Origin of the sequence: Oceanimonas aquatica (genome assembly GCF_030732065.1) — a bacterium.
Classification (GTDB): domain Bacteria; phylum Pseudomonadota; class Gammaproteobacteria; order Enterobacterales; family Aeromonadaceae; genus Oceanimonas.
Window position 1 is genome coordinate 29,476 of record NZ_JAVBHX010000002.1, and the last position, 21,976, is coordinate 51,451.

Consider the following 21,976-nt stretch of genomic DNA (forward strand, 5'->3'; position numbering starts at 1 on the left):
CTTCAAGCTATGTTTTACGCTTCACCCAGCAATTGCCTCGGCAGCAGGCGGCCGGCGCGCCAGGCCGGGTACAGGGTGGCGATAAAAATCAGCACCAGGGCCGAGCCGGTCACCAGCCACAGATCCGCCCAGTGAAACTCGGTGGGAATAAAGTCGATAAAATACACGTCCGGGTTCAGCATACGGTGGCCGGTAAACTGCTCCAGGCCCGCCACCAGCTCCGACAGCCGGTTGGCCAGCAGGGCACCCAGCAGGCCACCCACCAACACGCCCACCACACCATTGAGCATGCCCTGCACCACAAAGGCGCCGCGAATTTGCCAGGGGCCAGCGCCCATGGTCTTGAGAATGGCGATGTCGCCTTTTTTCTCGTTCACCGCCATCACTAGGGTGGAGACGATGTTGAAACTGGCCACCGCCATCACCAGCAGCAGCACCACTATCATCAGGGTGCGCACCAGCTGAATGTCACGGTAGATATTGCCCTGACTGTTCATCCAGCTGGTCACGTAAAAGCCCGCCGGCAGCGGCATGGCCGCATCAAAACTGATGCGATCGGCACGCAGCACCTCGTTCACCTTCAGATGAAAGCCGCTGACCCTGTCATCAAGATCACGCAATTCCTGGGCATCCCGTATATGGGTGTAACCCAGCACGGTGTCGAGCTGGCCGCCCAGGCGCAGCACGCCCACCAGGGTGAAGGCATGGCGGCGGGGCGAGCCAAAGCCCTGCTCACCGGGCGCCGGCAACAGCAGGGATACCCTGTCCCCCGTTTTCAAATTCAGCTTGTCGGCAATGGCTTGCCCCAGGATCAGCCCCCGCTCGCCGGGCTTGAGCGCGTCCAGATTACCGCCATCCAGGTAGGGCCCCAGTGCCGAGATGCGCATTTCCCGTTGTGGGTCCACGCCCTGCAGCCGCACCGCCTTCAGTGTGGCGCCCTTGCTGAGCAGGCCTTCCAGTGGCACAAAGGGAGCCACCGCCTCCACCCCGGAAGCATGTTCAAGGCTTGACTGCATACCCTGCCAGCCGGCCACCGGACCGTCGGCGGCGTAAAGCTGACCGTGGGGAAGTACCGACAGAATGCGGTTCTCGAGTTCGCGCTGAAAGCCATTCATGGCCGACAACCCCAAAATCAATGCACTCACCCCGATGGCGATACCCAAAATGGAGGCCACCGAAATAAAGGAAATAAAGCGGTTGCGCCGCCGCGCCCGGCTGAAACGCCAGCCCAGGTACACCGGTAATGGCCGAAACATCACTGCTCCTCCAGATGGCCGCCCACCAGCCTGGCCTGACGGTCAAGCCGTCCCGCCAATGCCAGATCGTGGGTCACCACCACCAGGCCGGTGCCCAGCTCGCTTTGCAACTCTGCCAGCAGTTCAAACACGTCCGCCGCGCTGTGCGCGTCCAGGTTACCGGTGGGCTCGTCGGCCAGTACCAGCCGGGGCTTGTTGACCAGCGCCCGGGCAATGGCCACCCGCTGACGCTCTCCGCCGGAAAGCTGGGCCGGGCGATGATCGAGCCGGTGTGACAGGCCCACTCGGCCCAGCAACGCCTCGGCCCGTGCTTTGGCCTCGGCCACCGGGCGACCGGCGATCAGCAGCGGCATGGCGGCATTTTCCAGGGCGCTGAATTCGCCCAGCAGGTGATGAAACTGGTATACAAAGCCCAGTTTCTGGTTGCGAAAGCGGGCCTGGGCCCGGTCCGGCAACTGGTGCAGATCCTGCCCTTCCACCAGCACCCGGCCGGAACTGGGTGTATCCAGGCTGCCCACCAGGTGCAGCAGGGTGCTCTTGCCCGAGCCCGAGCTGCCCACCACCGCCAGGCTCTCGCCGGCGTTCAGGCCGAGGCTGACCCCGTGCAGTATGCTGACCGAACGTTCGCCGTCGCGGTGGGTTTTGGTCAGGTTCTCAACCGTCAACAACGGATTACTCATAGCGCAGGGCCTCGGCAGGTTGCACCCAGGACGCCCGCCAGGCCGGATACAGGCTGGCCAGCACGCACAGGGCAAGGGTGGAAAACAAAATGGTTATCAGCTGGGCGGGCAGCAGCAGCACCGGCAGCTGACTGCCCCCGGCGGAAGAATAAAAGTTGATACCGAGCACATTGAGCACCGCATCCAGGTTGAGGGTCAGCAATAACCCCAGGCCAAAGCCCAGCAGGCTGCCCAGCACGCCGCTGAAGCCCCCTTGAATCATGAACACCGCCATCACGCGGCGCCGGCTCAGTCCCAGGGTTTGCAGCATGGCGATCTCGGCTTCCTTGTCGGTCACCACCATCACCATGGCGGAGAGAATATTGAACGCCGCCACCAGTATGATCAGCGCCAGCATCAGGCTCATCAGCCGTTTTTCCATGGCCACCGCCTGGAACAGCTCGCCCCGGCTGTGCTGCCAGCTCTCGTATTTGAGGCCGTTATCAAGGGCCGGCAACCGCTCAAGCTCAAAAGGATCATTCAGCCACAGTCGCAGCCCCGAGGCCTGACCGGGCCGGTAGCGCAGCAGCCGTCCGGCGTCTTCGAGCCGGGCCAGGGCCACCTGCCGGTCCACGTCCTGGCCGGTAACAAAGGTGCCCACCACGGTAAACAGCCGCTGACTCGGTACGCGCCCAAGCGGCGTAAAGCGGCTGCCTTCGGTCACCGTGACCCGCACCTTGTCGCCAGGGCCCACTTTCAGCTCCCGGGCCAGACCCGCCCCCAGCACCAGGCTATAGGGCAAATCGCGAAAATACCCCAGCGTCTGCTCATCCAGCGCGCCCAGCAGCCGGTCGGCCGGGTTGCCCGGCTCCACCCCGTACAGCTCGGCGCCGGTCAGCGCGCCGGGCCCCTGCACCATGGCCTCGGCGCTGATAAAGGGCGAGCTTGCCACCACCTCGGGCACTCCGGCAAAGCGGTCTGCCTGAGAGGCAGGCTCAGCCAGGCGACGGGCGTCGTTGGTCACCAGGGCGTGAGGGATCACTCCCAGCAGGTTGGTTTTAAGCTGCTGCTCAAAACCGTTCATCACCGACGACACCAGCATCAGTGCCGCTACCCCCAGCAAAATGCCGATGGTGGAGAAACCGGAAACAAAGGAGGCAAAACTGCGCCGCCCCCGGGCTCCGGCATAGCGCAGGCCCAGCATCAGCGTCAGGGGTTGAAACATGGCATAATCATCCGTTTTTCAAAGGGTTTTACGTCACCCGCAAGTTGCGGAATAATAAAGGCTTGTGACAGGCGCAACAAGAGCAGCACAGCATGGCAGACCCCTATTTCAGTGTGGAATACAGTGCCCAGGTGAATCTGATCCCCCTTGGCGAGAACGAAACCGTACCCGAGGTGGCGGATCTCGAGGCCGATATTCCGGCGCCGTTCCGGCTTATCAGCGAAGTCACCCGCATCGATACCAATCAGGCGCGGCTGCTGCGCAACCTGGATGAACACGCCAGTGAGCTGGTGGACATCATCAACCAGCAGTCCCGCAAAATTGACCTGGTGCTGAGCCATGTACTGGCAGGCCAGGACGATCCGGACTGCCGCTACCGCACCCTCACTATTGGCGGCGGCGGCTTTGGCTTTGTCTCGCGACATGCCATGACCGAAGGGCAGATTGTGCGCATCAAACTGTTTCTGCCCGAACACTCGGTGGCGGTATACGGCTATGGTGAAGTACATGCCGAGCCCGAAGCCGATCACTACCGCTGTGACTTTACCGTTATTCGCGAGCAGGACAGAGACGCCCTGATCCGTGCCAGCCTGCAGCAACAGGCCCGGCAGCTTAAAGCCCGTGCCGAACAACGCGCCCAACAAGACAACAAGCCCGCCTCATGATTAACATTTCCAGCCCCGTTCCCAAGCCCAGGGCCAGCCTGGGCGGCCTGATTGGCAGCAGTCTGGCCCTGGCCATTGCCAACCAGGTAAAACAGCAATCGCAGCGGATGCTGCTGGTGGTGCCCGACACCCCCACCGCCCTGCGCCTGGAGCAGGAAGTGCGCCATCTGCTCAATGATGACGCCCTGCCGGTGCAACTGCTGCCCGACTGGGAAACCCTGCCCTTTGATCAGTTCTCGCCCCATCAGGACATTATCTCCCAGCGGCTGGAAACCCTGTACGGCCTGCCCGCACTGAGCCGTGGCCTGCTGATCGTGCCGGTGACCACCCTGATGCTGCGCACCCCGCCCAGGGACTGGCTGGAGCAAAACAGCCTGCTGCTGAAGGTGGGCGACCGGCTCGACCTGCACCATCTGCGCCAGCGCCTGGAGCAGGCCGGATACCGGGCGGTGGAGCAGGTGCTGGAGCATGGCGAATTTGCCGCCCGTGGCGCCCTGCTCGACCTGTTCCCCATGGGCGCCGAAGAGCCGGTACGTATCGACTTTTTCGATGACGAAATCGACACCCTGCGCCCCTTTGACCCGGACACCCAGCGCTCCAAAGACAAGGTCAAGGAAGTGCGGCTGCTGCCAGCACGGGAGTTCCCTACCGACAGCGCCGCCATCGAGCTGTTCCGCGGCCAGTATCGCGAGCGCTTTGCCCTGCGCAACGAGCCCGAGTCGCTTTATCACCGCGTCAGCCACGGCCAGCTGCCGCCGGGCATTGAATATTATTTTCCGCTGTTTTTTGAACACACCCAGACCCTGTTCGACGCCCTGCCCGAGAACATGCAGGTGCTGGCGGTGGGCGACACCGAGCCGGCGGCGCAGGCCTTCTGGCAGGATGTGAACGAACGCTATGAAGACCGCCGCCACGACCTGCTGCGCCCGCTGCTGGCCCCCGACGAGCTGTATTTAAAGCCCGATGCCCTGATGCACCAGCTTAACCGCTGGCCCCGGCTGCAGCTGAGTCAGGATCCGGTGCTGGAAAAGGGCGACCGCGTTAATGCCCCGGTGCGGGTGCTGCCCGAGCTTGAAGTAGAACACCAGAAAACCGAGCCCCTGGCGCGGCTGCTGGCCTTTTGCGAGCAGTTTGCCGGCCGCATTCTGTTTTCGGTGGAAAGCGCCGGCCGGCGTGAAGCCCTGACCGAGCTGCTGGCGGGCTCGTCCCTAAAACTCTCACCGGTGAACAGCCTTAACGACTTTGCCGCCGGAACAGACAAGTTTGGCCTGCTGGTCGGCCCGCTGGCGCAGGGCTTTGTGCTGGGCGAGGAATTTGCGCTGATCTGCGAAGGCGACTTGCTCGGCGGCCGGGTGATCCAGCGCCGGCGGCGGGAAAAGTCCGCCGCCCTCAGCCCGGATACCCTGATCCGCAACCTGGCGGAGCTGTCCATCGGTCAGCCCGTGGTACACCTGGATCACGGCGTGGGCCGCTACATGGGCCTGCAAAGCCTGGACGCCGGCGGCATGAAGTCGGAATACCTGACCCTGGAATACGCCGGCGGCGACAAGCTTTATGTGCCGGTGACCGCCCTGCATCTGGTGGGGCGCTACAGCGGCGCCGACGATCCCACGTTAAACCGCCTCGGCAACGATGCCTGGGCCAAGGCCAAGCGCAAGGCTGCCGAAAAGGTGCGCGACGTGGCCGCCGAGCTGCTCGACGTGTATGCCCGCCGGGCCGCCAAGCCGGGCCAGGCAATCAGCCACGACAAGAGCGCCTACCGCCAGTTCTGCGATGCTTTTCCCTTTGAGGAAACCGACGATCAGCTCAAGGCCATTAACGCCGTGCTCACCGACATGACCCAACCCAAGGCCATGGACCGGCTGGTGTGCGGCGACGTTGGCTTTGGCAAGACCGAGGTGGCCATGCGTGCCGCCTTTGTGGCGGTACACGGCAGCAAGCAGGTGGCGGTGCTGGTGCCCACCACCTTGCTGGCCCAGCAGCATTACGACAACTTCCGTGACCGTTTTGCCAACTGGCCGGTGAAGGTGGAGCTGATCAGCCGCTTCAAGACCGGCAAGGAGCAGGACAAGGCACTGGAAGGGCTGGCGGATGGCAGCATCGACATTGTGATTGGCACCCACAAGCTGCTGAGCCAGGACGTGCGCTTTAAAGACCTCGGCCTGCTGATCGTGGACGAGGAACACCGCTTTGGCGTGCGCCAGAAAGACAAGATCAAGGCCCTGCGCGCCGACGTGGACATTCTTACCCTCACCGCCACCCCCATTCCGCGCACCCTCAACATGGCCATGGGCGGCATGCGGGACTTGTCCATTATCGCCACGCCCCCGGCCAAGCGACTGGCGGTAAAGACCTTTGTGCGCGAGTCGGATCCCACCGTGATCCGCGAGGCGATTCTGCGGGAGCTGAAGCGCGGCGGCCAGGTGTACTATCTGCACAACGAGGTGCAGACCATCGAAAACAGCCTGGACGCCCTGCGCACCCTGGTGCCCGAGGCCCGCATTGGCATTGCCCACGGCCAGATGCGCGAGCGCGAGCTGGAAAAGGTGATGTCGGACTTCTATCACCAGCGCTTTAACGTGCTGCTGTGCTCCACCATCATTGAAACCGGCATCGACGTGCCCACCGCCAACACCATTATCATGGACAGGGCCGACAAGCTGGGCCTGGCGCAACTGCACCAGCTGCGCGGCCGGGTGGGTCGCTCCCATCATCAGGCCTACGCCTATTTGCTCACCCCCCACCCCAAGCGCATGACCGCCGACGCCAAAAAACGGCTTGAAGCCATTGCCGCGCTGGAAGACCTGGGCGCCGGCTTTGCCCTGGCCACCCATGATCTGGAAATTCGCGGCGCCGGCGAGCTGCTGGGGGACGAGCAGAGCGGCCAGATCACCGCCATTGGCTTCAGCCTCTACATGGAAATGCTGGAGCAGGCGGTGAAGGCACTGCAATCCGGCAAGGAGCCGGCGCTGGATCAGCTGCTGGGCAGCCAGACCGAGATTGAGCTGCGCCTGCCCGCCCTGTTGCCGGACGACTACATTCCCGATGTTAACATGCGGCTTTCCATGTACAAGCGCATTGCCGCCGCCGAGAACGATGCCGTCCTGCGCGAGCTGCAGGTGGAGCTGATCGACCGCTTTGGCCTGCTGCCGGAGCCGGGCAAGAACCTGATTGCGCTGTCCGGCCTCAAGGCCCGGGCCAGCGAGCTTGGCATTGAGAAAATCGACGCCGGCCCGCAAGGGGGAGCCATTACCTTCAGCCAGGACGCCAGGGTCGACCCCGGCTACCTGGTGGGCCTGTTGCAAAGTCAGCCCCGCATCTACAAAATGGAGGGGCCGACCAAACTGCGCTTTGCCATTCCAAGCAATGATGCCAAGGCTCGACTGGCCCTGGTGGGCGACATGCTGAATGAATTTGCCGCGCATCAGGCCTGATGCGCACTCCCAGGGACGGGACTTGATAACACACACAACCGCGCCAGCCACACCGGCGCTGACGTTGCGCTATATCACCCTGACCGAGACGTAATGAACACAACATCCTGCGCCGCTTATGCCCAGCGCCCGCTTAGGGTAGGCATTCTGGGAGGCGGCATTGCCGGCGCCACCGTGGCGCTGCGCCTGACCGACATGGGCATTCACACCCTGCTGCTGGAAAGCAGCACCGGCCTGGTCAACGGCCCGCCCATCTGCCACCTGCACGCGGGGGGCAACCTCTACCGCGAGATTAGCGACCAGCAGTGCCTGACCCTGCTGCGCCAGTCCATTGCCTCGGTACGGGCCTACCCCCACAGCATTAACCGCCGCCCCACCGTGATTGCAGTGCCGGTGACCGACGCCGGTGATCCCGAGGCGTTATTGCCCCGGTTGCGCCAGGTGGCGCGGGAATACCAGCTGCTGGTGAACGAAGACCCTGCCAACAAAGTGCTGGGCGAGCCAGACGACTACTACCGCTGCTATGAGCGCGAAGAATTTGAAGCGCTGGCAAAGCGGCCACTGCCGGCCCGCGCCGAAAGTCACGACGACTGGATGATCCCCCTGGCGCACCAGCTGGATGCGGACAGGCTGAAGTTTCCGCTGATCCTGGTGCAGGAATACGGCTGGAGCCTGTTTCGCATGGCCGCCACCGCCACCCTGGCGCTGAGCGACTCCCCCCTGTGCGATCTGCGCCTGAACACCCGCGCCACTCACCTGGAGCAGCACGAATGCAGCTGGCTGGTGCAAAGCGTGGGCCCACGGGGAGAGCGGGTGGATGAAGTGGACTTTCTGGTGAACGCCTGCGGTTTTCGCACCGGGCTGGTGGACGACATGGCCGGCTACCGCCGCCAGCGGCTGGTGGAATACAAGGCCGCCTACCTGGCCCGCTGGTCCGGTGCCGCCGACTGGCCCGAAGTCATTTTTCACGGCGAGCGCGGCACCCCCGAAGGCATGGCTCAGCTGACCCCCTACCCCGGCGGCCTGTTTCAGCTGCACGGCATGACCGACGCCATTACCCTGTTCAAGAACGGTCTGGTGGCCAGCCCCGAGCACAGCGCCCAGCCGCGCCTGCCTGAACCCTATCGCCAGCAGCTGGATCAGGGCTGGAGCCAGGACGACAGCGAGGCCCGCACCCAGCGCGCCATTGAACACCTGGCCCGGCTGCTGCCGGACTTTGGCCGTGCCACTCCCGGTGGCAAACCGCTGTTTGGCGCCCAGCAAATACCGGGCAGCGATCCCAAACTGCGCGCCGCCGATGTGTCCTTTGAAGGCCACCACTACGCCCGGGTGGAAATCGTCAAGGCCAGCTCCGCCCTTACCGCCGCCGACCGCATTGTGGACAAGCTCACCGAGCTGGGATGGCTCACCAGTACCGGTCCGCTCAGCCCGGTTCTGGCCCTGAGCCAGCAGCAAAGCGCCACCGAGGTGGAAAGCACCGCCATAAAGCTGGCCGAGGCCCGCGGCTACCCTCGGGAGCTCGCCGAAAACGGCTGGTGAGGCTGTAAAGGGGATTGGAGACTCGAAACAGTCGTCATGCCGGCCCCCGAGCCGGCATCTGCTCCTCCCCCAAAAAACAAGAGGCCTGTCACAAAATTCTGGTAAATTACGCTCATTGCGACTGACAGCAGCAAAGGAGTATTAATGCGCAGTCATCCCTTGCGTGAACAGATTATTGCCGAAGTTCATGCCCGCCCGTTTCAGGAGCTGCAGGGCCCCCTGGGCATGCGGCATATTGCCGTTACTTACGACGACACCCCCCTCAATGAAGTACGGGAAAGCGTGACGCAACTCAGCAAGATGCTGGAGCTCACCGAGACCATCAGCAAGCCCCGCTTCTGGCAGGGTAAAAACGAAAGCCTCACCCTGCGCTTTGAAGCCCACCACGAGTTTTATACCCTCACCCTGACTGCGCTCAACACTCTGGAGCTTCCCCAACTGCCAAAAGCCTGGCTGGACACCGCCCCGGGCAGCTTTCTCTGTGGTGCCGAAATTCTGTTTCGCGATCATCAGGCCGGCGCCGATGAAACCACCTGGCTGGAGCAGCACTTTGGTGAGAATCAGGTCAACAGCTCCATGGTGATGTCAAAAGTAGGCCAGATCTGGACCGACTTTTACCCCCGGCAAGACAGCGGCCTGGTGCGGGTACTGGTAGAAGACCACGGCCTGCAACTGCGCCAGGCCGGACGACTGCTGCAACGTATTTGCGAAATAGAAACCTACCGCCATGTGGCTCTGCTGGCCCTGCCGCTGGCCAATGAAGTGGTGCCGGTGATTAACCAGCTGGAAGCCGAGCTGGTGGAGCTCTCCACCCGGGTGGCGTCGGAAGAGCCGTCGGTGCTGCTGCATCAGCTGATGGATCTGGCGGAGCGGCTGGAAGCGCTGTCGGCACAAACGTCCAACCGCTTCTCGGCGGCGGACGCCTACTTTGCCTTGGTGAACAAACGTATTGGCGAACTGCGGGAAACCCGCATAGAAGGCCGCCAGACCGTGGAGCAGTTTATGGACCGCCGGCTGGATCCGGCCACCCGCACCTGCCGTACCGCCGGCCTGCGCATAGAGCAGCTGTCCCGCCGGCTGGCCCGTACCACTCAGCTGGTTCGCTCTCAGGTGGATCTGTCGGTTGAGCAGCAAAACCGCGACATGCTCAGCACTCTTAGCAAACGCGCGGGCGAGCAGCTGCGGCTGCAGGCCAAGCTGGAAAGCTTCACCATTATCGTGGTGACCTACTACGCCTTTGACCTGATAGACCGCACCCTGCGCAACCTGGTCAATAACGAAGAATACCGCCACCTGCTGGAAGCCGGCTTAAGCCTGTCGGTGCCCTTTATTGCCCTGGTGTTGTGGCTCTATATTCGCCGGCTGCTGCGCGGCGTGGGTGAAGACTGACCTGTGATCGTCATGCCGGCCCTGCGCCGCCCTTTGTCACTCCGGCGAAAGCCGGAGTCCATTCAGCAGACAGCGCGAACAACCACCCTCACGGAACTACAATTAACAGTGCAGTGGCAAGGAGGTTGTTATGCCCAAATATGTTATTGAACGGGATGTGGAAGGCGCCGGCGATCTCAGCGCCGACGACCTCAGAGACATCTCGAAAAAGTCCTGCGATGTGTTGGAAGAGCTGGGCCCCAAAATCCAGTGGGTAGAAAGCTTTGTAACGCCCAACAAGATCTACTGTGTGTACATCGCCCCCGATGAAGCCCTTATCCGCAAACACGCGGAAATGGGGGGATTCCCCATCACCTCGATCAGCGAAGTGGGCAGCGTCATCGACCCCACCACATCAGAAGGCAGTTGAGGCAAACCATGCAAAGGCGATTCGAATCTCATGTTCGAATCGCCCTTGCTGTCAGTAAAGCTCGACCTGCCCGCTCAAACTGCTCACAAAACCACCACTCAAGCAATTTACATCTCACTTCATCCTTTTTGCAATTGCCCTGCTGACTTCCAGCGGCCAGAATAGACGCGTTTGAAAACCTTTAGTGCAGGTATGGCGGCCTGAAACGCCGGGGCGGTAGCTTGGAAAAATACCAGCCAGCACAGACCTGGACGCTGCTGCTTTAGCTGGCAGAGCCCGCGCGGCAGGCTGAATGCGCAGTATTATAATGTTAGGCATACGGGATTATGAGTACAGAATTAATAACACAACTGATTATTCTGGCCACAGCGGTTGTAGGTTTATATAAAGCAGCAACCTACAAACCTGCCGATGCGGAACATTCTGATTCAAAAGAGCCTGGCCCGCTCTCCGAGGCACTGGCTGGCCTCATAAGCTTTTTTGGTGTATTCGCATTTATGCTGGCGATGCCGGCATTTATTTGGGCTTTCACATGGATAACTGGAAATATTGGGTCTTCAGGCTCAAGAAAGCCAGTTGTTCAATATGAAGTTGCATATAAACGATCAGAAAAGCCAAGCGATATTGAGCTCATGCTAATTGCGGCCTCTCAAATCCCTAGTGAACATTCTCGTGGTCAAGCACTAGAAATAGTTTCAGAGCGCGCTGTAAGTGAGGGTAACTTTCAAGTTGCTACCGCTGCAGCCTCTGCAATCCCTAGTGAATATTCGCGCGGCAATCAGCTCAGGGAAATTGTGGATTACCTGAATAATATGCCTGACAAATCAATGCAGCCGTCCGCTAAAGCGTCGGCTGATTGAGGCTTTGCAAGCCACTCACTCAATAAGCAGGAAAAGTATATGTCTATAGAAAACGAAAAACAGCAGGTCACCGTGGTAGATATCAAAATGCCGTTTATGTCGATGGTGATATTTATGGTTAAGTTGGCCATTGCCTCCATTCCCGCCTTTATCATTATCTCTGTCGTCTTTGGGGTGCTGGCGGCAATCTTTGGCGGCATTTTTCATGGTATGGGTATGATGGGGCGATACTGAGATCACCATTATCGGACAGGCTCAGACTTCCGGAAAAACTGGTGTCATTTATAACCTGCGTATTAGCCGTCCCTTTGCTCACTCTCTCACTTGTGAATGTACCCGTGTCTGATACTCGGGCAGCTGCGCTCTTAATCCCTGAAAGGTGTTGAATGCACTGGTCACCGAGAGCTGGTTGGTCAACCAGCCGGGTAAGTTACCTCCGGGATCGGCAAAGGCGACATATTCGATATGGGTCAGCCCGTTGGTCAGTTTTGCCAGTGTCCAGGTGACCTTCACATCTCTAATCCGAATGTAACCGGGTTGCCGTGGGTAGGCATGGAAAGCATCTTCAATGGTCAGCACCAGGGCTCCCGGTGGTTGTTCAAATCGGGAATAGGTGACCATATCACGGTCCTGTACCGGCCAGGGCGCACGAAAGCGGGTGTAAACGATATTCTCAGTGGGCGAAAGCTGCTCAAGTACCCGGCTTGAGGAAACGTTATCTACCCAGCTGGGAATATTGGGGCTGTCTTCCAGTAGTGCCATAAAGGCGCCATAACTGGTAGCGACAAACATGCGGGCACGGATCTCCACCAGGCCAGCCTGGTGGGGCCGGGTGTAAATGGTAATGCCGTCCTGGCTTTTTGCCATTTCCCAGCGTGGTGAGCTGTCTGCCATGGCAGAAAAAACCACAAATAAAGAAAGCATCAGTAACCCGCGTGCCAGCATCATTGCTCCTTATCACCCGACAGACCGGTAAGCCGGCCTTGTCTCTGCTTAGCTTAGGGTGAAAACGGGTCACGCACCCGGCATATACAGACAGGCCGAAGCAAATGCCCCGGCCTAAATGGTTAGTACGCCCCTTCGCTGTAAATCAGCTCGTAGCTGTGGCTGTAGATCTCCACAATATTGCCGAACGGGTCTTCCATATAGATCATGCGGTAGGGCTTTTTACCCGGGTAGTAGTAGCGCGGTTTGTCCATGCGCGCCTTGCCGCCGGCGGCCACAATGCGCTCGGCCAGGCCTTCCACGTCCGGATCCTGCACACAGAAGTGAAACACCCCTGTTTTCCAGTATTCAAAGTTGTTGTCGGGGTTTTGCTGCCCCTGAAACTGGAACAGCTCCACGCCAATACGATCACCGGTAGACAGGTGGGCAATGCGGAAGCTGCCCCAGCCAGCGCCGAACACGTCGGTGCACATTTCGCCAATGGCGCTGTCGTCTTCGGTAATTTCAGTCGGCTTCATGATCAGATACCAGCCCATGACCTGGGTGTAGAACTCCACCGCCTTGTCGAGATCCGGCACCGAAATGCCAATGTGGGAAAAGTTTCTCGGATATACCTTGCTCATAACACTCACCTTGTTTGTTGGGGTTGAGGTGAGCTTACGCTCATGATTTAATCATTAAAAATTATCATTTTTTATATATATGAGAACTATTTTTGATGATTAATCCGGTCTGGCTGCGCAGCTTTTGCGCCCTGGTGGAGGTGGGCCATTTCACCCGTACCGCCGAGCGCTTGCACATGACCCAGTCCGGAGTCAGCCAGCATGTGCGCAAGCTGGAAGATCATTTTGGCGTGGCACTGCTGGTGCGCCAGGGCAAGGGCTTTACCCTGACCGATGCCGGCGAACGGCTGTTTGCCGAGGCCCGGCAGATTTTACAGTCGTTGTCGGGTCTGGAGCAGCGGGTGGGCTTTGATGCGCCCTTTGAAGGGCTGGTGCGGGTGATGTCGCCGGGCAGCGTGGGCCTCAAGCTGTATCCGCAACTGCTGGCCTTGCAGTGCCAGCATGCCGGACTCATCATCAACTATCGCTTTGCCCCCAACGCCAGTGTGGAGCAGGCGGTGGCCGGCAACTCGGTGGAGCTGGGGCTGATGACCCGGCCCTCCACCCATGAGGCGGTGCAGTGCCGGGCCATTGCGGAAGAGGCGCTGCTGCTGGTGACCCCCGCCACCATGACTGAGCCGGACTGGCTTTCTTTGCTGAAGCTGGGCTTTATTGATCATCCGGACGGCAGCCACCACGCCGGCCTGCTGCTGGGTGCCAACTTTGCCGAGTTTGAGCATGTAAGCCAGTTTGCCTGCACCGGTTTTTCTAATCAGATCGGCCTGATTCTGGCGCCGGTGAGCCTGGGGCTGGGCTTTACCGTGCTGCCGGCCCATGCGGTGGCGGCCTTTCCTCAGCCGGAACTCATTCGTGCCCATGCCCTGCCCCACCCGATCAGTGAAACCATTTATGCGGCCACCCATCGTCACAAGCCGGTGCCCAGCCGGGTTAACACCGTGCAGAACGTGGCCGAAACCTCGTTAACTCAACAAAGGAAGCAATCATGAGCTGCATTTTCTGCGATATCGTGGCGGGCAAGGCGCCCTGCCACAAGGTGTGGGAAGACGACGAACACCTGGCATTTTTGTCGATTTTTCCCAATACCAAGGGCTTTACCGTGGTGATCCCCAAGGAGCATCACCCCAGTTATGCGTTCGATGCGCCGGATGAAGTATTGAGCAAGCTGGCCATTGCCACCAAACGGGTGGCCAAACTGCTGGATCAGTCCTTTGACGATGTGGCCCGCACAGGCCTGTTTTTTGAGGGCTACGGCGTCGATCACCTGCACAGCAAACTGTTTCCCATGCACGGCACCGGCAGCAATTCGGCATTTCAGGCCATTGAGTCGGTGCGGGAAAAGTACTTTGAGCGTTACGAGGGCTATTTGTCGTCCCACGACAGCCACCGCGCCGATGACGCCGAGCTGGCCGCCCTGGCCGCGCATATTCGCAGCGTGGCGGAACAAGGCTAAAGAATTTGGTTGCGCACCAGGCCGCGTTTGACGCTTTTGCACAGCTTGCCGAAGCGACGGATTTCGTCAAAATGGGGCACAATGCCACGCTTTACCTGGTGCTCCCAGTAGCTGAGTTCGGAGTCGAGCAACTCCATCAGCTTTTTGGGGCAGCCAATACAGTTGTTGCCGGTGCCGCATACAAAGGTGTCGGACTCGTAAAGGGGAAAGGTTTGCTTGGCCTGGTCAATCAGCTCGCTCATGGCGGTAAGCCGGTCGGGCTTGCGAGGCATGGCGTTCTCCTGCCACAAGGGGCGGTAACACGAAATCAAACCCCGCCAGCATACACCTGCCGCAGCCCCTCGCCCTGATCTGCATCAAGCCCATCCCGCACTGGCTCAACTAGGCTGTAGGTAATCACTGCCAAGGCGGGAGGCATTATGTCCGATACCATGCTGATCCGGGTGCTGAAAATCATCATGCTCGTTGGCATTACCCTGATTTTGCTGGGGGTCTACCTGCACAACAGCGCCCACATGGAAGCACTGGGGGTAAAAGGCATTTTGATCAGCGCCGGCTGCGTGGCGGTGGGCATGATCCTCTCGCTGCCCACCAAAATGTACCTCACCTTTGTGCTGATGAAGCGGGAGAACGAACGGTCTTCGTGATTTCCCTCACCGGCTTATTGCTGGCTCTCTATTATCTCTTTCGTCTCAACACGTTATCTTGTGACACAAACCCACACCAGCCACCATGAGGTCCCATGATAATTTCGTTGTTCATCAAGCTTGCTGCAGGCAGGTGCGCACAGGATGATTGGTCCTGTGAACTGGAAGTAGCCGAAAGCATGACTCTGGATGATCTGCATTATGCCATTCAGAACGTGGTCGCATTCGATAACGATCACCTGTATGCATATTTTATTGCTCGAAAGGTGTTTGGCTCAAAACGAGCCATGATCGATGACGAAGACGAGCTGGAAAACACATCCATCGCGGCCTTGTTTCCTTTGCCCAAGGACCGGAAACTGTTCTACTGGTTTGATTTTGGCGATGACTGGATGTTTCAGATCTCCAGATCCCGCAAAAAGCCCAGAGAGCCACTGCCGGGTCGCCACTATCCCTTTATTGTCTCCGAGTCCGGCAACAAGCCGGAACAATATCCGGGAGACGAGGAGTGGTAATACAGGGATAAGAATCCAGGAGCCTGGCGCCGGGCTGTGAAGCTGCGCCGGGCCACACATGGCCCCGTCCCCGTCTACACGGTGAATGACGTTCCTTCGCGGGGGTCACAAACCCAACTCAGTAATCAAAACCTTGCTGGGCCTTTACGCCGGCTTCAAAGGCGTGCTTCACCGACTGCACTTCGCTGACGGTGTCGGCCAGCTCAATGATAGATCGGTGGCAGCCACGGCCGGTGATCACCACATGCTGATGCGCCGGACGGTTTTTCAGGGCGTTCAGCACCCGGTCCAGATCCAGGTAATGGTAGGCCACCATGTAGGTGAGCTCGTCTAGCAGCACCAGATCGATGCTCGGGTCGGCCAGCATTTTTTCCGCCGGCAGCCAGGTCTGCTCGCAGGCTTCCATGTCTTTTTCACGGTTCTGGGTTTCCCAGGTAAAACCGGTGTTCATCACCACAAAAGGCACCCCTACCTGTTGCAGCAGATTGCGCTCGCCGCAGTCCCAGCCCCCCTTGATGAACTGCACCACGGCCGCCTTTTTACCATGGCCCACGGCCCGCGCCACGGTGCCAAAGCCGGCGGTGCTCTTGCCCTTGCCATTGCCGGTGATCACCATGAGCACACCGCGCTCCTCGGTGGCGGCCGCCACTTTGGCGTCTACCGCTTCCTTTACCTTTTGCTGGCGCTGCTGATGACGCTCGGCCTTTATCTGCTCACGATGCTGCTCATTGCTCATGGTGGTTTCCTTGTTGCGTATTCGGTTGCATGAAATGTTCGAGTAATTCCAGATCCAGGTGTTGCTCAAGGGTGTCCGCCAGCCGGTTGATGCTGGCTTCGCGCAACTCGTCCAGGGCCACCGCCTGCTGGCTGTCATGCAGACCGGCCCAGGCCAGCAGCGCATTGCAGGCGTCCACGCTGTCAAACAGGCCATGCAGGTAGGTGCCCAGCACCTGATTATCGGTTGAGACCATGCCGTCCGGCTGTGGTGCCCCGCTTTCGGTGGCCAGCATCAACGGCGCCTCATGTTCCACCAGTGCGCTACTCTGCCCGCAGTGAATTTCATAGCCGTGCACGGCGCAGGGCTCACCGCCAAGACTCAGGCTGCCGGTCACATTACGCAGTTGCTTGCCGGCTTCAAGAGTAGTGGTCATCGGCAAATAGCCCAGCCCTTCGCTGCTGCCGGCGGTGCTTTCAATGCCCTGAGGATCGTCAATCACATCACCCAGCATCTGGTAACCGCCACAAATGCCAATGAGCTTGCCGCCATAGCGCAGGTGGCGATCCAGCCACGCCTTCCAGCCATTGGCCTTGAGCACGGCCAGATCGTCCCGTACCGCCTTGCTGCCGGGCAGAATCACCAGATCGACGGCTGAGCAATGGGCAGGGCTCGAGCCCGCGTGCACCATGGTCAGCTCCACCCGCGGGTGCAGGCGCAGGACATCAAAGTCGGTGTGGTTGCTGATGCGCGGGGTGACCAGCACCACCACCCTGAGGGGCCGTTCGTCGCTACTGGCGGCGCTGTGGTGAACAATGGCGTCTTCAGCGTCCAGCACCAGGTTGTCGAGGTAGGGCAGCACCCCCAGCACCGGCTTGCCGGTGAGCTCTTCAATCATGGTCAGGCCGTTTTCCAGCAGGCGAATATCACCGCGAAACCGGTTGATCACCATTCCCTTTATCCGCGCCCGCTCCGCCTCACTCAGCAGCATCAGGGTGCCGTAAAGCTGGGCGAACACACCACCCTTGTCGATGTCGGCCACCAGGATCACCGGGCAGTCGGCGGCCTCGGCAAAGCCCATGTTGGCAATGTCGTTGTCGCGGAGGTTGATCTCCGCCGGGCTGCCCGCGCCTTCCACCAACACCAGCTCGTAAGCCTGGCGCAGGCGGTCAAAGGAATCGAGCACCGCCGTCATCACCCGCTGCTTGTAGTGGCGGGCGCCGGGGCCGAAAAAGTCCTTGGCCTCCACCACCGACAGCGCCTTTCCCTGCACGATAACCTGAGCACAGGTATTGCTCTGGGGCTTGAGCAGCACCGGGTTGAAGTCGGTATGAGCCGGTACGCCACAGGCCACCGCCTGCAGGGCCTGGGCCCGGCCAATTTCACCGCCATCGCTGGTAACGGCGCTGTTCAGGGCCATGTTCTGGGGTTTGAAGGGGGCCACATGCAGGCCGCGCCGGGCAAATACCCGGCACAGTCCGGCCACCAGGGTGGTTTTGCCGGCGTCAGAGGCCGTGCCCTGCACCATCAGGGTGAATGCACTGGAAGCGGTTGTGGTCATGACTGAACTGGGCTTGTTTGAAACTGGGGCGCACCTTAGCACGAATGGCCGTGAGGCTTAAGGTTTGTCCACTTGCCCATAGTCATTCCGGCCTGCGAGCCGGAATCCATGCTGCGGCCCCTCGTGCAATACGCCCTGGACTCCCGCCTTCGCGGGAGTCCAGGGCGTATAAACTCAGTGCAGTTTCAGCCGCGGTCGCAGAAAGCGGTTAATACGGCCCACCAGCATCATCAGGCCGGTGCGGGTGTAGCCGTGCAGCGCCACCTGGTGCATCCGATACAGCGACACATACACGGTACGGGCGATGCGGCCTTCCACCATCATGGAGCCGCGCATCAGGTTGCCCATCAAGGATCCCACGGTCGAGTAGCGGCTCAGGTTCACCAGCGAGCCGTGATCCTTGTACACATAGGGCTTGAGTGCCTTGCCGCCGAGGCTGGCGAGAATGTTCTCAAAGGCCAGGCTTGCCATCTGGTGGGCCGACTGGGCCCGCGGCGGCACCGGCTTGCCGTCGGCCTGCAGGCAGAAGGCGCAGTCGCCAATGACGAAAATGCTGTCGTCACGGGTGGTTTGCAGGGTGTCCTTTACCGCCAACTGATTGATGCGGTTGGTCTCAAGCCCGGCGATGTCCTTCATGAAGTCCGGCGCCTTGATGCCGGCCGCCCACACCATGAGATTGGCGGGGATCAACTCGTCGCTTTTGGTTTTCAGGCCCTTGTCGGTGGCTTCCACCACCATGGTGTTGATGCGAACGTCCACACCCAGCTCACGCAGCTCCTTATGGGCCATGGCGGAAATGCGCTCGGGCAACGCCGGCAAAATGCGCGGACCGGCTTCCACCAGGGTCAGGCGCAGGCAGTCGCGGTTGAGCTTTTTAAAGCCGTAGGCGTTCAGGTGCTCCACGGCGTTATAGAGCTCGGCAGAGAGCTCCACTCCGGTGGCGCCGCCGCCCACAATGGCGATGTCGACCTTTTCGTCCACGGTGTCACTTTCGGCATACTGCAAAAAGCGGTTCATCAGCTCTTGATTGAAGCGCTCGGCCTGCTGGGGGCTGTCGAGGAAAATGCAGTGGTCGCGCACGCCCGGGGTGCCAAAGTCGTTGGACACCGAGCCCAGCGCCATTACCAGAATGTCGTAACTCAGGGTACGCTCGCCCACCATCTGCTTGCCGCTGTCATCGGCGAGCGGAGCCAGCTTGATCTGTTTGTTCTCCCTGTCGATGTCGGTCAGGGTACCCAGGTGAAAACTGAAGCCATGATTATGAGCGTGGGAGCGGTAGCTCAGCCCATCCAGACCGGTGTCCATGGCACCGGTGGCCACTTCGTGCAGCAGCGGCTTCCACAGGTGGGTGCGGTTGCGGTCCACCAGGATCACTTCCGCCTTGCCCTTGCGTCCCAGCTGACGACCCAGTTTGGTTACCAGCTCCAGCCCGCCGGCGCCGCCGCCAACCACTATGATGCGTGTCATTGTCAAACCTCGTTCAAGATAAAAAAACCTGCGGCTATGGCGCATCCATAGCGGCAGATTCTTGGAATGCCGCCTTTACTGAGGCGGCTGCCATTGTAAAAGTTGTGACTGATTTCACAACTTTATTTTTACATAAAAATAACTACCGGTTCAATCGTTCCAGCCCTGCTCGGCACCGATGCGCCGCAGCCGATCGGCGGCCTCGCGCCAGCGGCGGCTGCCATACAGGTGGGCCGGGCCGGCATTGTCTTTCTTGCGCAGGGAAGACAAATCCCGCTGCAGATCGTGCGGCAGGCTGTCGATAATGGCCACGGCACCGGGCCTGTGATTGCAGGCCAGCAGCAGATCACAGCCCGCCGCCAGCGCCTGCTTAGCACGCTCGGCATAACCGCCGGCCACGGCGGCCCCTTCCATGGTGAGATCGTCACTGAAAATCAGCCCGTTAAAGCCCAGGCGGTTGCGCAGCATGTCTTTCAGCCAGACGTCGGAAAAGCCCGCCGGCCGTTCGTCCACGTTCTGGTAAATCACGTGGGCCGGCATCACTCCCTGAATGGCGCCCTGAGCAATCAGCTCACGAAACGGCACCATGTCGGCCTGCTCTATCTCGGCAAGCTCTCGTTTGTCCACCGGGCTTTCGATGTGAGAGTCGGCACGCACGCTGCCATGGCCGGGAAAATGCTTGGCCACCGCCGCCATGCCGGCTTCCTTCATGCCGCCGATATAAGCTCCGGCGTGGGCGATCACCGGCTCGGGATCGGCGCCGAAACTGCGATCGCCAATCACCTCACTGCCCCGCTCCAGATCGAGCACGGGGGCAAAGCTGAGATCAATGTCGTGAGCCAGCAACTCGGCGGCCATCAGCCAGCCGGCATCGGCCAGCAGACCTTGGCGCTCGGGATGATGCAGGCCGGCCAGCCTGCCCGGTGCCGGCAGCGGAAAAAACCCGTTGCGAAAGCGCTGTACCCGGCCACCTTCGTGATCCACGGTCAGCAACAGGCCGGGCTTCACCGCCCGAATGGCTTTGACCAGGGCGGAAAGCTGCGCGCGGTCATGATAATTTCTGGCGAAAAATATTACTCCGCCCACCACCGGGTGCTCGAGCAATTCGCGCTCTTCCGCCTCCAGCTCGCAGCCGTTTACATCAAGAATAAAGGGACCCATGTTTGCTCCGGGGCCGCGCCGCGGCCGTGTTGAATTGAAGTATTACCCAAGGCTTTTAGTCAGCAGCGCCCGCGCCGCTTCAAGCCAGTCTTTATATTCCGCCTTGCCGCTGTGCTGATGCTGCACCATGGCCCACAACAGGGTGAGCAGTTGCACCCAGGGCAGCCGGGCCCGCAACCGGGCCGCGCTCATCTCACCGCCAGCGGCCCGGTAATGGGCCAGCAGCTCATTGCAGCCAGCGTCGTTCAGGCCCCTGTCGTCGGCGATCACGGCCAGTTCAAAGGCGGGATCCGCCAGTGCCGCGTATTCCCAGTCCAGCAGCCAGGGCCGCGGGCCCAGTACATTGCCGGCGGTCAGATCGCAATGGCACAGGGCGGGCACAAAGGTCGGGTTGAGAGCCGGGCGCTCAAACGCCGCCAGCAGCGGCGCCAGCCAGGCCGGCAGTGAGTGTAACTGGTCGAGGTAATGCTGCACCCGCTGCGTCAGGCTCAGCAGCGGCAGGTCGGGTACCTTCAAGCCATGCAACTGAGCCACTTTGGGCATCAGTGCGGCAAGGGTTCCCGGCGCCTGCCGCCAGTCCGGCTCATTCAGCCAGTCCAGCACCAGCAGGCCGGAGCCGGCATCGGCATAACGAATGGCCGGAGCCAGCCCGGCCTCGGCCGCCAGACCGTGGGCCATGAGCTCAAGGTGACGATCAATGCCCAGGCTGGCGGGGGCCTCACAGCCCAGCCGCAACCAGTAACTCTGTGTTTCGGTATTCAGCCGAAAACAGCGGTTGGTATAACCGCCGGCAAGGGGAGTCAGCCTGCCACGCAGTGCGGGCGGCAGGCTCGCGAGCAGTGGTTCAGCGTCCACTGACGCTGTCGGACCACAGCACCTCGCCGCTGGCCAGCTCCATCAGCTGGCCACGCAGGCTGAAGCCGCTGCCCGCCCGGTGCACACTGCCGGAAAGCAGGTAATCGGCGCCACTTTGCTTGCCCAGGCGCACCAGCGAGGCGATATCGGCCCGTCCGCCCTGATAGGCGAGTTGCTGGCGCAGGCTGTTCACCTCGGGGCCACTCACAAAGTTAAGCGAACCACTCAGCTGTGCCTGCAGCCGCTCGGTAAGCCCGCGCGTGTCCACCGGGCTGCCGGCCTGGTTGCGAATATCGTCGAGCAGCACCGGGCCGGTCACCTCGGTGACGGCGGCGCTGGCCCGAAGCCGGGCGGCCAGATTATCAGCCAGCCGCTGCATGGTGGCGTTGTTGGCTTCCGGCAGCGGTGCCGACGGTGCCTCGGGCAGTTCGATCACCGGTGGTGGCGACACCGGCTGAGGCAGCTCGGGCGGGCGCACCGGCTCCGGCGTGGCAGGATAAACCGGCGCTGGCTTGGTCGAATAAGGGTTGGGCAGGGTACAGGCACTCAGGGCCAGCACCGCCGAGGCCAGGGTGGCAATGCGAAAAGGGGTCATGTCAGC

Annotated in this window: 23 protein-coding genes; 11 read left to right on the top strand and 12 right to left on the bottom strand. The window is 60.7% G+C overall.

The features are described 5' to 3' along the window. Positions 1–14: 14 nt before the first annotated feature. Genes lolE through Q9290_RS03275 form a run of 3 tightly spaced genes read right to left on the bottom strand, consistent with a single transcriptional unit; the run spans position 15 to position 3,140 of the window. Positions 15–1,256 carry a lipoprotein-releasing ABC transporter permease subunit LolE gene (gene lolE, locus Q9290_RS03265; RefSeq protein WP_306078209.1) on the bottom strand — a complete coding sequence of 414 codons (1,242 nt, stop codon included), beginning with the start codon at positions 1,254–1,256 and terminating at the stop codon, positions 15–17. Then, complete coding sequence (gene lolD / locus Q9290_RS03270; RefSeq protein WP_306078210.1) at positions 1,256–1,936, bottom strand: lipoprotein-releasing ABC transporter ATP-binding protein LolD; 681 nt, start codon at positions 1,934–1,936, stop codon at positions 1,256–1,258. Before lolD ends, lolE begins: the two co-directional genes overlap by 1 nt. After that, positions 1,929–3,140, bottom strand: a complete 1,212-nt coding sequence (locus Q9290_RS03275; RefSeq protein WP_306078211.1) for a lipoprotein-releasing ABC transporter permease subunit — start codon at positions 3,138–3,140, stop codon at positions 1,929–1,931. The genes lolD and Q9290_RS03275 overlap by 8 nt, the downstream gene beginning before the upstream one ends. 92 nt (positions 3,141–3,232) lie before the next feature. On the opposite strand from Q9290_RS03275, the gene Q9290_RS03280 reads away from it, so the two are divergent. The 7 genes from Q9290_RS03280 (at position 3,233) to Q9290_RS03310 (ending at position 11,670) form a co-directional block, all read left to right on the top strand. Continuing rightward, positions 3,233–3,805, top strand: coding sequence for a PilZ domain-containing protein (locus Q9290_RS03280; protein ID WP_306078212.1), 573 nt, complete (start codon positions 3,233–3,235; stop codon positions 3,803–3,805). Beyond that, on the top strand, positions 3,802–7,239 hold the full coding sequence (gene mfd, locus Q9290_RS03285; RefSeq protein ID WP_306078213.1) for a transcription-repair coupling factor: 3,438 nt from the start codon (positions 3,802–3,804) through the stop codon (positions 7,237–7,239). Before Q9290_RS03280 ends, mfd begins: the two co-directional genes overlap by 4 nt. A 93-nt stretch (positions 7,240–7,332) precedes the next feature. Then, positions 7,333–8,778, top strand: coding sequence for an FAD-dependent oxidoreductase (locus tag Q9290_RS03290; RefSeq protein WP_306078214.1), 1,446 nt, complete (start codon positions 7,333–7,335; stop codon positions 8,776–8,778). 144 nt (positions 8,779–8,922) lie between these two features. Further along, positions 8,923–10,167 carry a DUF3422 family protein gene (locus Q9290_RS03295; RefSeq protein ID WP_306078215.1) on the top strand — a complete coding sequence of 415 codons (1,245 nt, stop codon included), beginning with the start codon at positions 8,923–8,925 and terminating at the stop codon, positions 10,165–10,167. Positions 10,168–10,297: 130 nt separating this feature from the next. Next, positions 10,298–10,576 carry a DUF4242 domain-containing protein gene (locus tag Q9290_RS03300; RefSeq protein WP_306078216.1) on the top strand — a complete coding sequence of 93 codons (279 nt, stop codon included), beginning with the start codon at positions 10,298–10,300 and terminating at the stop codon, positions 10,574–10,576. Between the two features lie 326 nt (positions 10,577–10,902). Further along, positions 10,903–11,436 (top strand): hypothetical protein, encoded by a 534-nt coding sequence (locus Q9290_RS03305; protein ID WP_306078217.1) that lies wholly within the window; start codon positions 10,903–10,905, stop codon positions 11,434–11,436. A gap of 39 nt (positions 11,437–11,475) precedes the next feature. Continuing rightward, entirely contained in the window at positions 11,476–11,670 is a 195-nt protein-coding gene (locus tag Q9290_RS03310) for a hypothetical protein (RefSeq protein ID WP_306078218.1), read from the top strand. A gap of 78 nt (positions 11,671–11,748) precedes the next feature. Here the strand turns inward: Q9290_RS03310 and Q9290_RS03315 are convergent, their stop codons facing one another. Then, the gene (locus tag Q9290_RS03315; protein WP_306078219.1) at positions 11,749–12,384 is read right to left on the bottom strand and encodes an START domain-containing protein; all 636 of its coding nucleotides are present in this window, start codon (positions 12,382–12,384) and stop codon (positions 11,749–11,751) included. Positions 12,385–12,503: 119 nt separating this feature from the next. Beyond that, positions 12,504–13,004: a lactoylglutathione lyase family protein gene (locus tag Q9290_RS03320; RefSeq protein ID WP_306078220.1), complete on the bottom strand. Its 501-nt coding sequence runs from the start codon at positions 13,002–13,004 to the stop codon at positions 12,504–12,506. Positions 13,005–13,099: 95 nt separating this feature from the next. Here Q9290_RS03320 and Q9290_RS03325 point away from each other — a divergent pair, with 95 nt between their 5' ends. Together Q9290_RS03325 and Q9290_RS03330 are read left to right on the top strand one after the other, a co-directional pair. After that, positions 13,100–13,990, top strand: coding sequence for a LysR family transcriptional regulator (locus tag Q9290_RS03325; protein WP_306078579.1), 891 nt, complete (start codon positions 13,100–13,102; stop codon positions 13,988–13,990). After that, a complete protein-coding gene (locus Q9290_RS03330) occupies positions 13,987–14,454 on the top strand; it encodes an HIT family protein (RefSeq protein WP_306078221.1) in 468 nt (155 codons plus the stop codon). The genes Q9290_RS03325 and Q9290_RS03330 overlap by 4 nt, the downstream gene beginning before the upstream one ends. On the opposite strand, the gene Q9290_RS03335 is transcribed toward Q9290_RS03330, so the two are convergent. Then, entirely contained in the window at positions 14,451–14,726 is a 276-nt protein-coding gene (locus Q9290_RS03335) for a hypothetical protein (protein ID WP_306078222.1), read from the bottom strand. The genes Q9290_RS03330 and Q9290_RS03335 overlap by 4 nt on opposite strands. Positions 14,727–14,873: 147 nt before the next feature. Between Q9290_RS03335 and Q9290_RS03340 the strand changes: the two genes are divergently transcribed. Together Q9290_RS03340 and Q9290_RS03345 are read left to right on the top strand one after the other, a co-directional pair. After that, a complete protein-coding gene (locus Q9290_RS03340) occupies positions 14,874–15,101 on the top strand; it encodes a hypothetical protein (protein WP_306078223.1) in 228 nt (75 codons plus the stop codon). Between the two features lie 95 nt (positions 15,102–15,196). Then, on the top strand, positions 15,197–15,616 hold the full coding sequence (locus Q9290_RS03345) for an IS1096 element passenger TnpR family protein (RefSeq protein WP_306078224.1): 420 nt from the start codon (positions 15,197–15,199) through the stop codon (positions 15,614–15,616). Positions 15,617–15,734: 118 nt separating this feature from the next. Here Q9290_RS03345 and cobO read toward each other — a convergent pair whose 3' ends face one another. The 6 genes from cobO to Q9290_RS03375 form a co-directional block, all read right to left on the bottom strand. After that, the gene (cobO, locus tag Q9290_RS03350) at positions 15,735–16,352 is read right to left on the bottom strand and encodes a cob(I)yrinic acid a,c-diamide adenosyltransferase (RefSeq protein ID WP_306078225.1); all 618 of its coding nucleotides are present in this window, start codon (positions 16,350–16,352) and stop codon (positions 15,735–15,737) included. Next, entirely contained in the window at positions 16,342–17,892 is a 1,551-nt protein-coding gene (locus Q9290_RS03355) for a cobyric acid synthase (RefSeq protein WP_306078226.1), read from the bottom strand. Before Q9290_RS03355 ends, cobO begins: the two co-directional genes overlap by 11 nt. Positions 17,893–18,066: 174 nt before the next feature. Then, a complete protein-coding gene (locus Q9290_RS03360) occupies positions 18,067–19,359 on the bottom strand; it encodes an NAD(P)/FAD-dependent oxidoreductase (RefSeq protein WP_306078227.1) in 1,293 nt (430 codons plus the stop codon). Between the two features lie 150 nt (positions 19,360–19,509). Further along, positions 19,510–20,520: a beta-N-acetylhexosaminidase gene (gene nagZ, locus Q9290_RS03365; protein WP_306078228.1), complete on the bottom strand. Its 1,011-nt coding sequence runs from the start codon at positions 20,518–20,520 to the stop codon at positions 19,510–19,512. Positions 20,521–20,562: 42 nt separating this feature from the next. Next, complete coding sequence (locus tag Q9290_RS03370) at positions 20,563–21,375, bottom strand: phosphotransferase (protein ID WP_306078229.1); 813 nt, start codon at positions 21,373–21,375, stop codon at positions 20,563–20,565. After that, entirely contained in the window at positions 21,365–21,970 is a 606-nt protein-coding gene (locus Q9290_RS03375) for a penicillin-binding protein activator LpoB (RefSeq protein ID WP_306078230.1), read from the bottom strand. The genes Q9290_RS03370 and Q9290_RS03375 overlap by 11 nt, the downstream gene beginning before the upstream one ends. Positions 21,971–21,976 lie beyond the last annotated feature (6 nt).

Bases quoted from the DNA above. Each gene is read 5' to 3' on its own strand.
- lolE (WP_306078209.1), bottom strand. From the start codon at position 1,256: ATGTTTCGGCCATTACCGGTGTACCTGGGCTGGCGTTTCAGCCGGGCG.
- lolD (WP_306078210.1), bottom strand. From the start codon at position 1,936: ATGAGTAATCCGTTGTTGACGGTTGAGAACCTGACCAAAACCCACCGC.
- Q9290_RS03275 (WP_306078211.1), bottom strand. From the start codon at position 3,140: ATGTTTCAACCCCTGACGCTGATGCTGGGCCTGCGCTATGCCGGAGCC.
- Q9290_RS03280 (WP_306078212.1), top strand. From the start codon at position 3,233: ATGGCAGACCCCTATTTCAGTGTGGAATACAGTGCCCAGGTGAATCTG.
- mfd (WP_306078213.1), top strand. From the start codon at position 3,802: ATGATTAACATTTCCAGCCCCGTTCCCAAGCCCAGGGCCAGCCTGGGC.
- Q9290_RS03290 (WP_306078214.1), top strand. From the start codon at position 7,333: ATGAACACAACATCCTGCGCCGCTTATGCCCAGCGCCCGCTTAGGGTA.
- Q9290_RS03295 (WP_306078215.1), top strand. From the start codon at position 8,923: ATGCGCAGTCATCCCTTGCGTGAACAGATTATTGCCGAAGTTCATGCC.
- Q9290_RS03300 (WP_306078216.1), top strand. From the start codon at position 10,298: ATGCCCAAATATGTTATTGAACGGGATGTGGAAGGCGCCGGCGATCTC.
- Q9290_RS03305 (WP_306078217.1), top strand. From the start codon at position 10,903: ATGAGTACAGAATTAATAACACAACTGATTATTCTGGCCACAGCGGTT.
- Q9290_RS03310 (WP_306078218.1), top strand. From the start codon at position 11,476: ATGTCTATAGAAAACGAAAAACAGCAGGTCACCGTGGTAGATATCAAA.
- Q9290_RS03315 (WP_306078219.1), bottom strand. From the start codon at position 12,384: ATGATGCTGGCACGCGGGTTACTGATGCTTTCTTTATTTGTGGTTTTT.
- Q9290_RS03320 (WP_306078220.1), bottom strand. From the start codon at position 13,004: ATGAGCAAGGTATATCCGAGAAACTTTTCCCACATTGGCATTTCGGTG.
- Q9290_RS03325 (WP_306078579.1), top strand. From the start codon at position 13,100: ATGATTAATCCGGTCTGGCTGCGCAGCTTTTGCGCCCTGGTGGAGGTG.
- Q9290_RS03330 (WP_306078221.1), top strand. From the start codon at position 13,987: ATGAGCTGCATTTTCTGCGATATCGTGGCGGGCAAGGCGCCCTGCCAC.
- Q9290_RS03335 (WP_306078222.1), bottom strand. From the start codon at position 14,726: ATGCCTCGCAAGCCCGACCGGCTTACCGCCATGAGCGAGCTGATTGAC.
- Q9290_RS03340 (WP_306078223.1), top strand. From the start codon at position 14,874: ATGTCCGATACCATGCTGATCCGGGTGCTGAAAATCATCATGCTCGTT.
- Q9290_RS03345 (WP_306078224.1), top strand. From the start codon at position 15,197: ATGATAATTTCGTTGTTCATCAAGCTTGCTGCAGGCAGGTGCGCACAG.
- cobO (WP_306078225.1), bottom strand. From the start codon at position 16,352: ATGAGCAATGAGCAGCATCGTGAGCAGATAAAGGCCGAGCGTCATCAG.
- Q9290_RS03355 (WP_306078226.1), bottom strand. From the start codon at position 17,892: ATGACCACAACCGCTTCCAGTGCATTCACCCTGATGGTGCAGGGCACG.
- Q9290_RS03360 (WP_306078227.1), bottom strand. From the start codon at position 19,359: ATGACACGCATCATAGTGGTTGGCGGCGGCGCCGGCGGGCTGGAGCTG.
- nagZ (WP_306078228.1), bottom strand. From the start codon at position 20,520: ATGGGTCCCTTTATTCTTGATGTAAACGGCTGCGAGCTGGAGGCGGAA.
- Q9290_RS03375 (WP_306078230.1), bottom strand. From the start codon at position 21,970: ATGACCCCTTTTCGCATTGCCACCCTGGCCTCGGCGGTGCTGGCCCTG.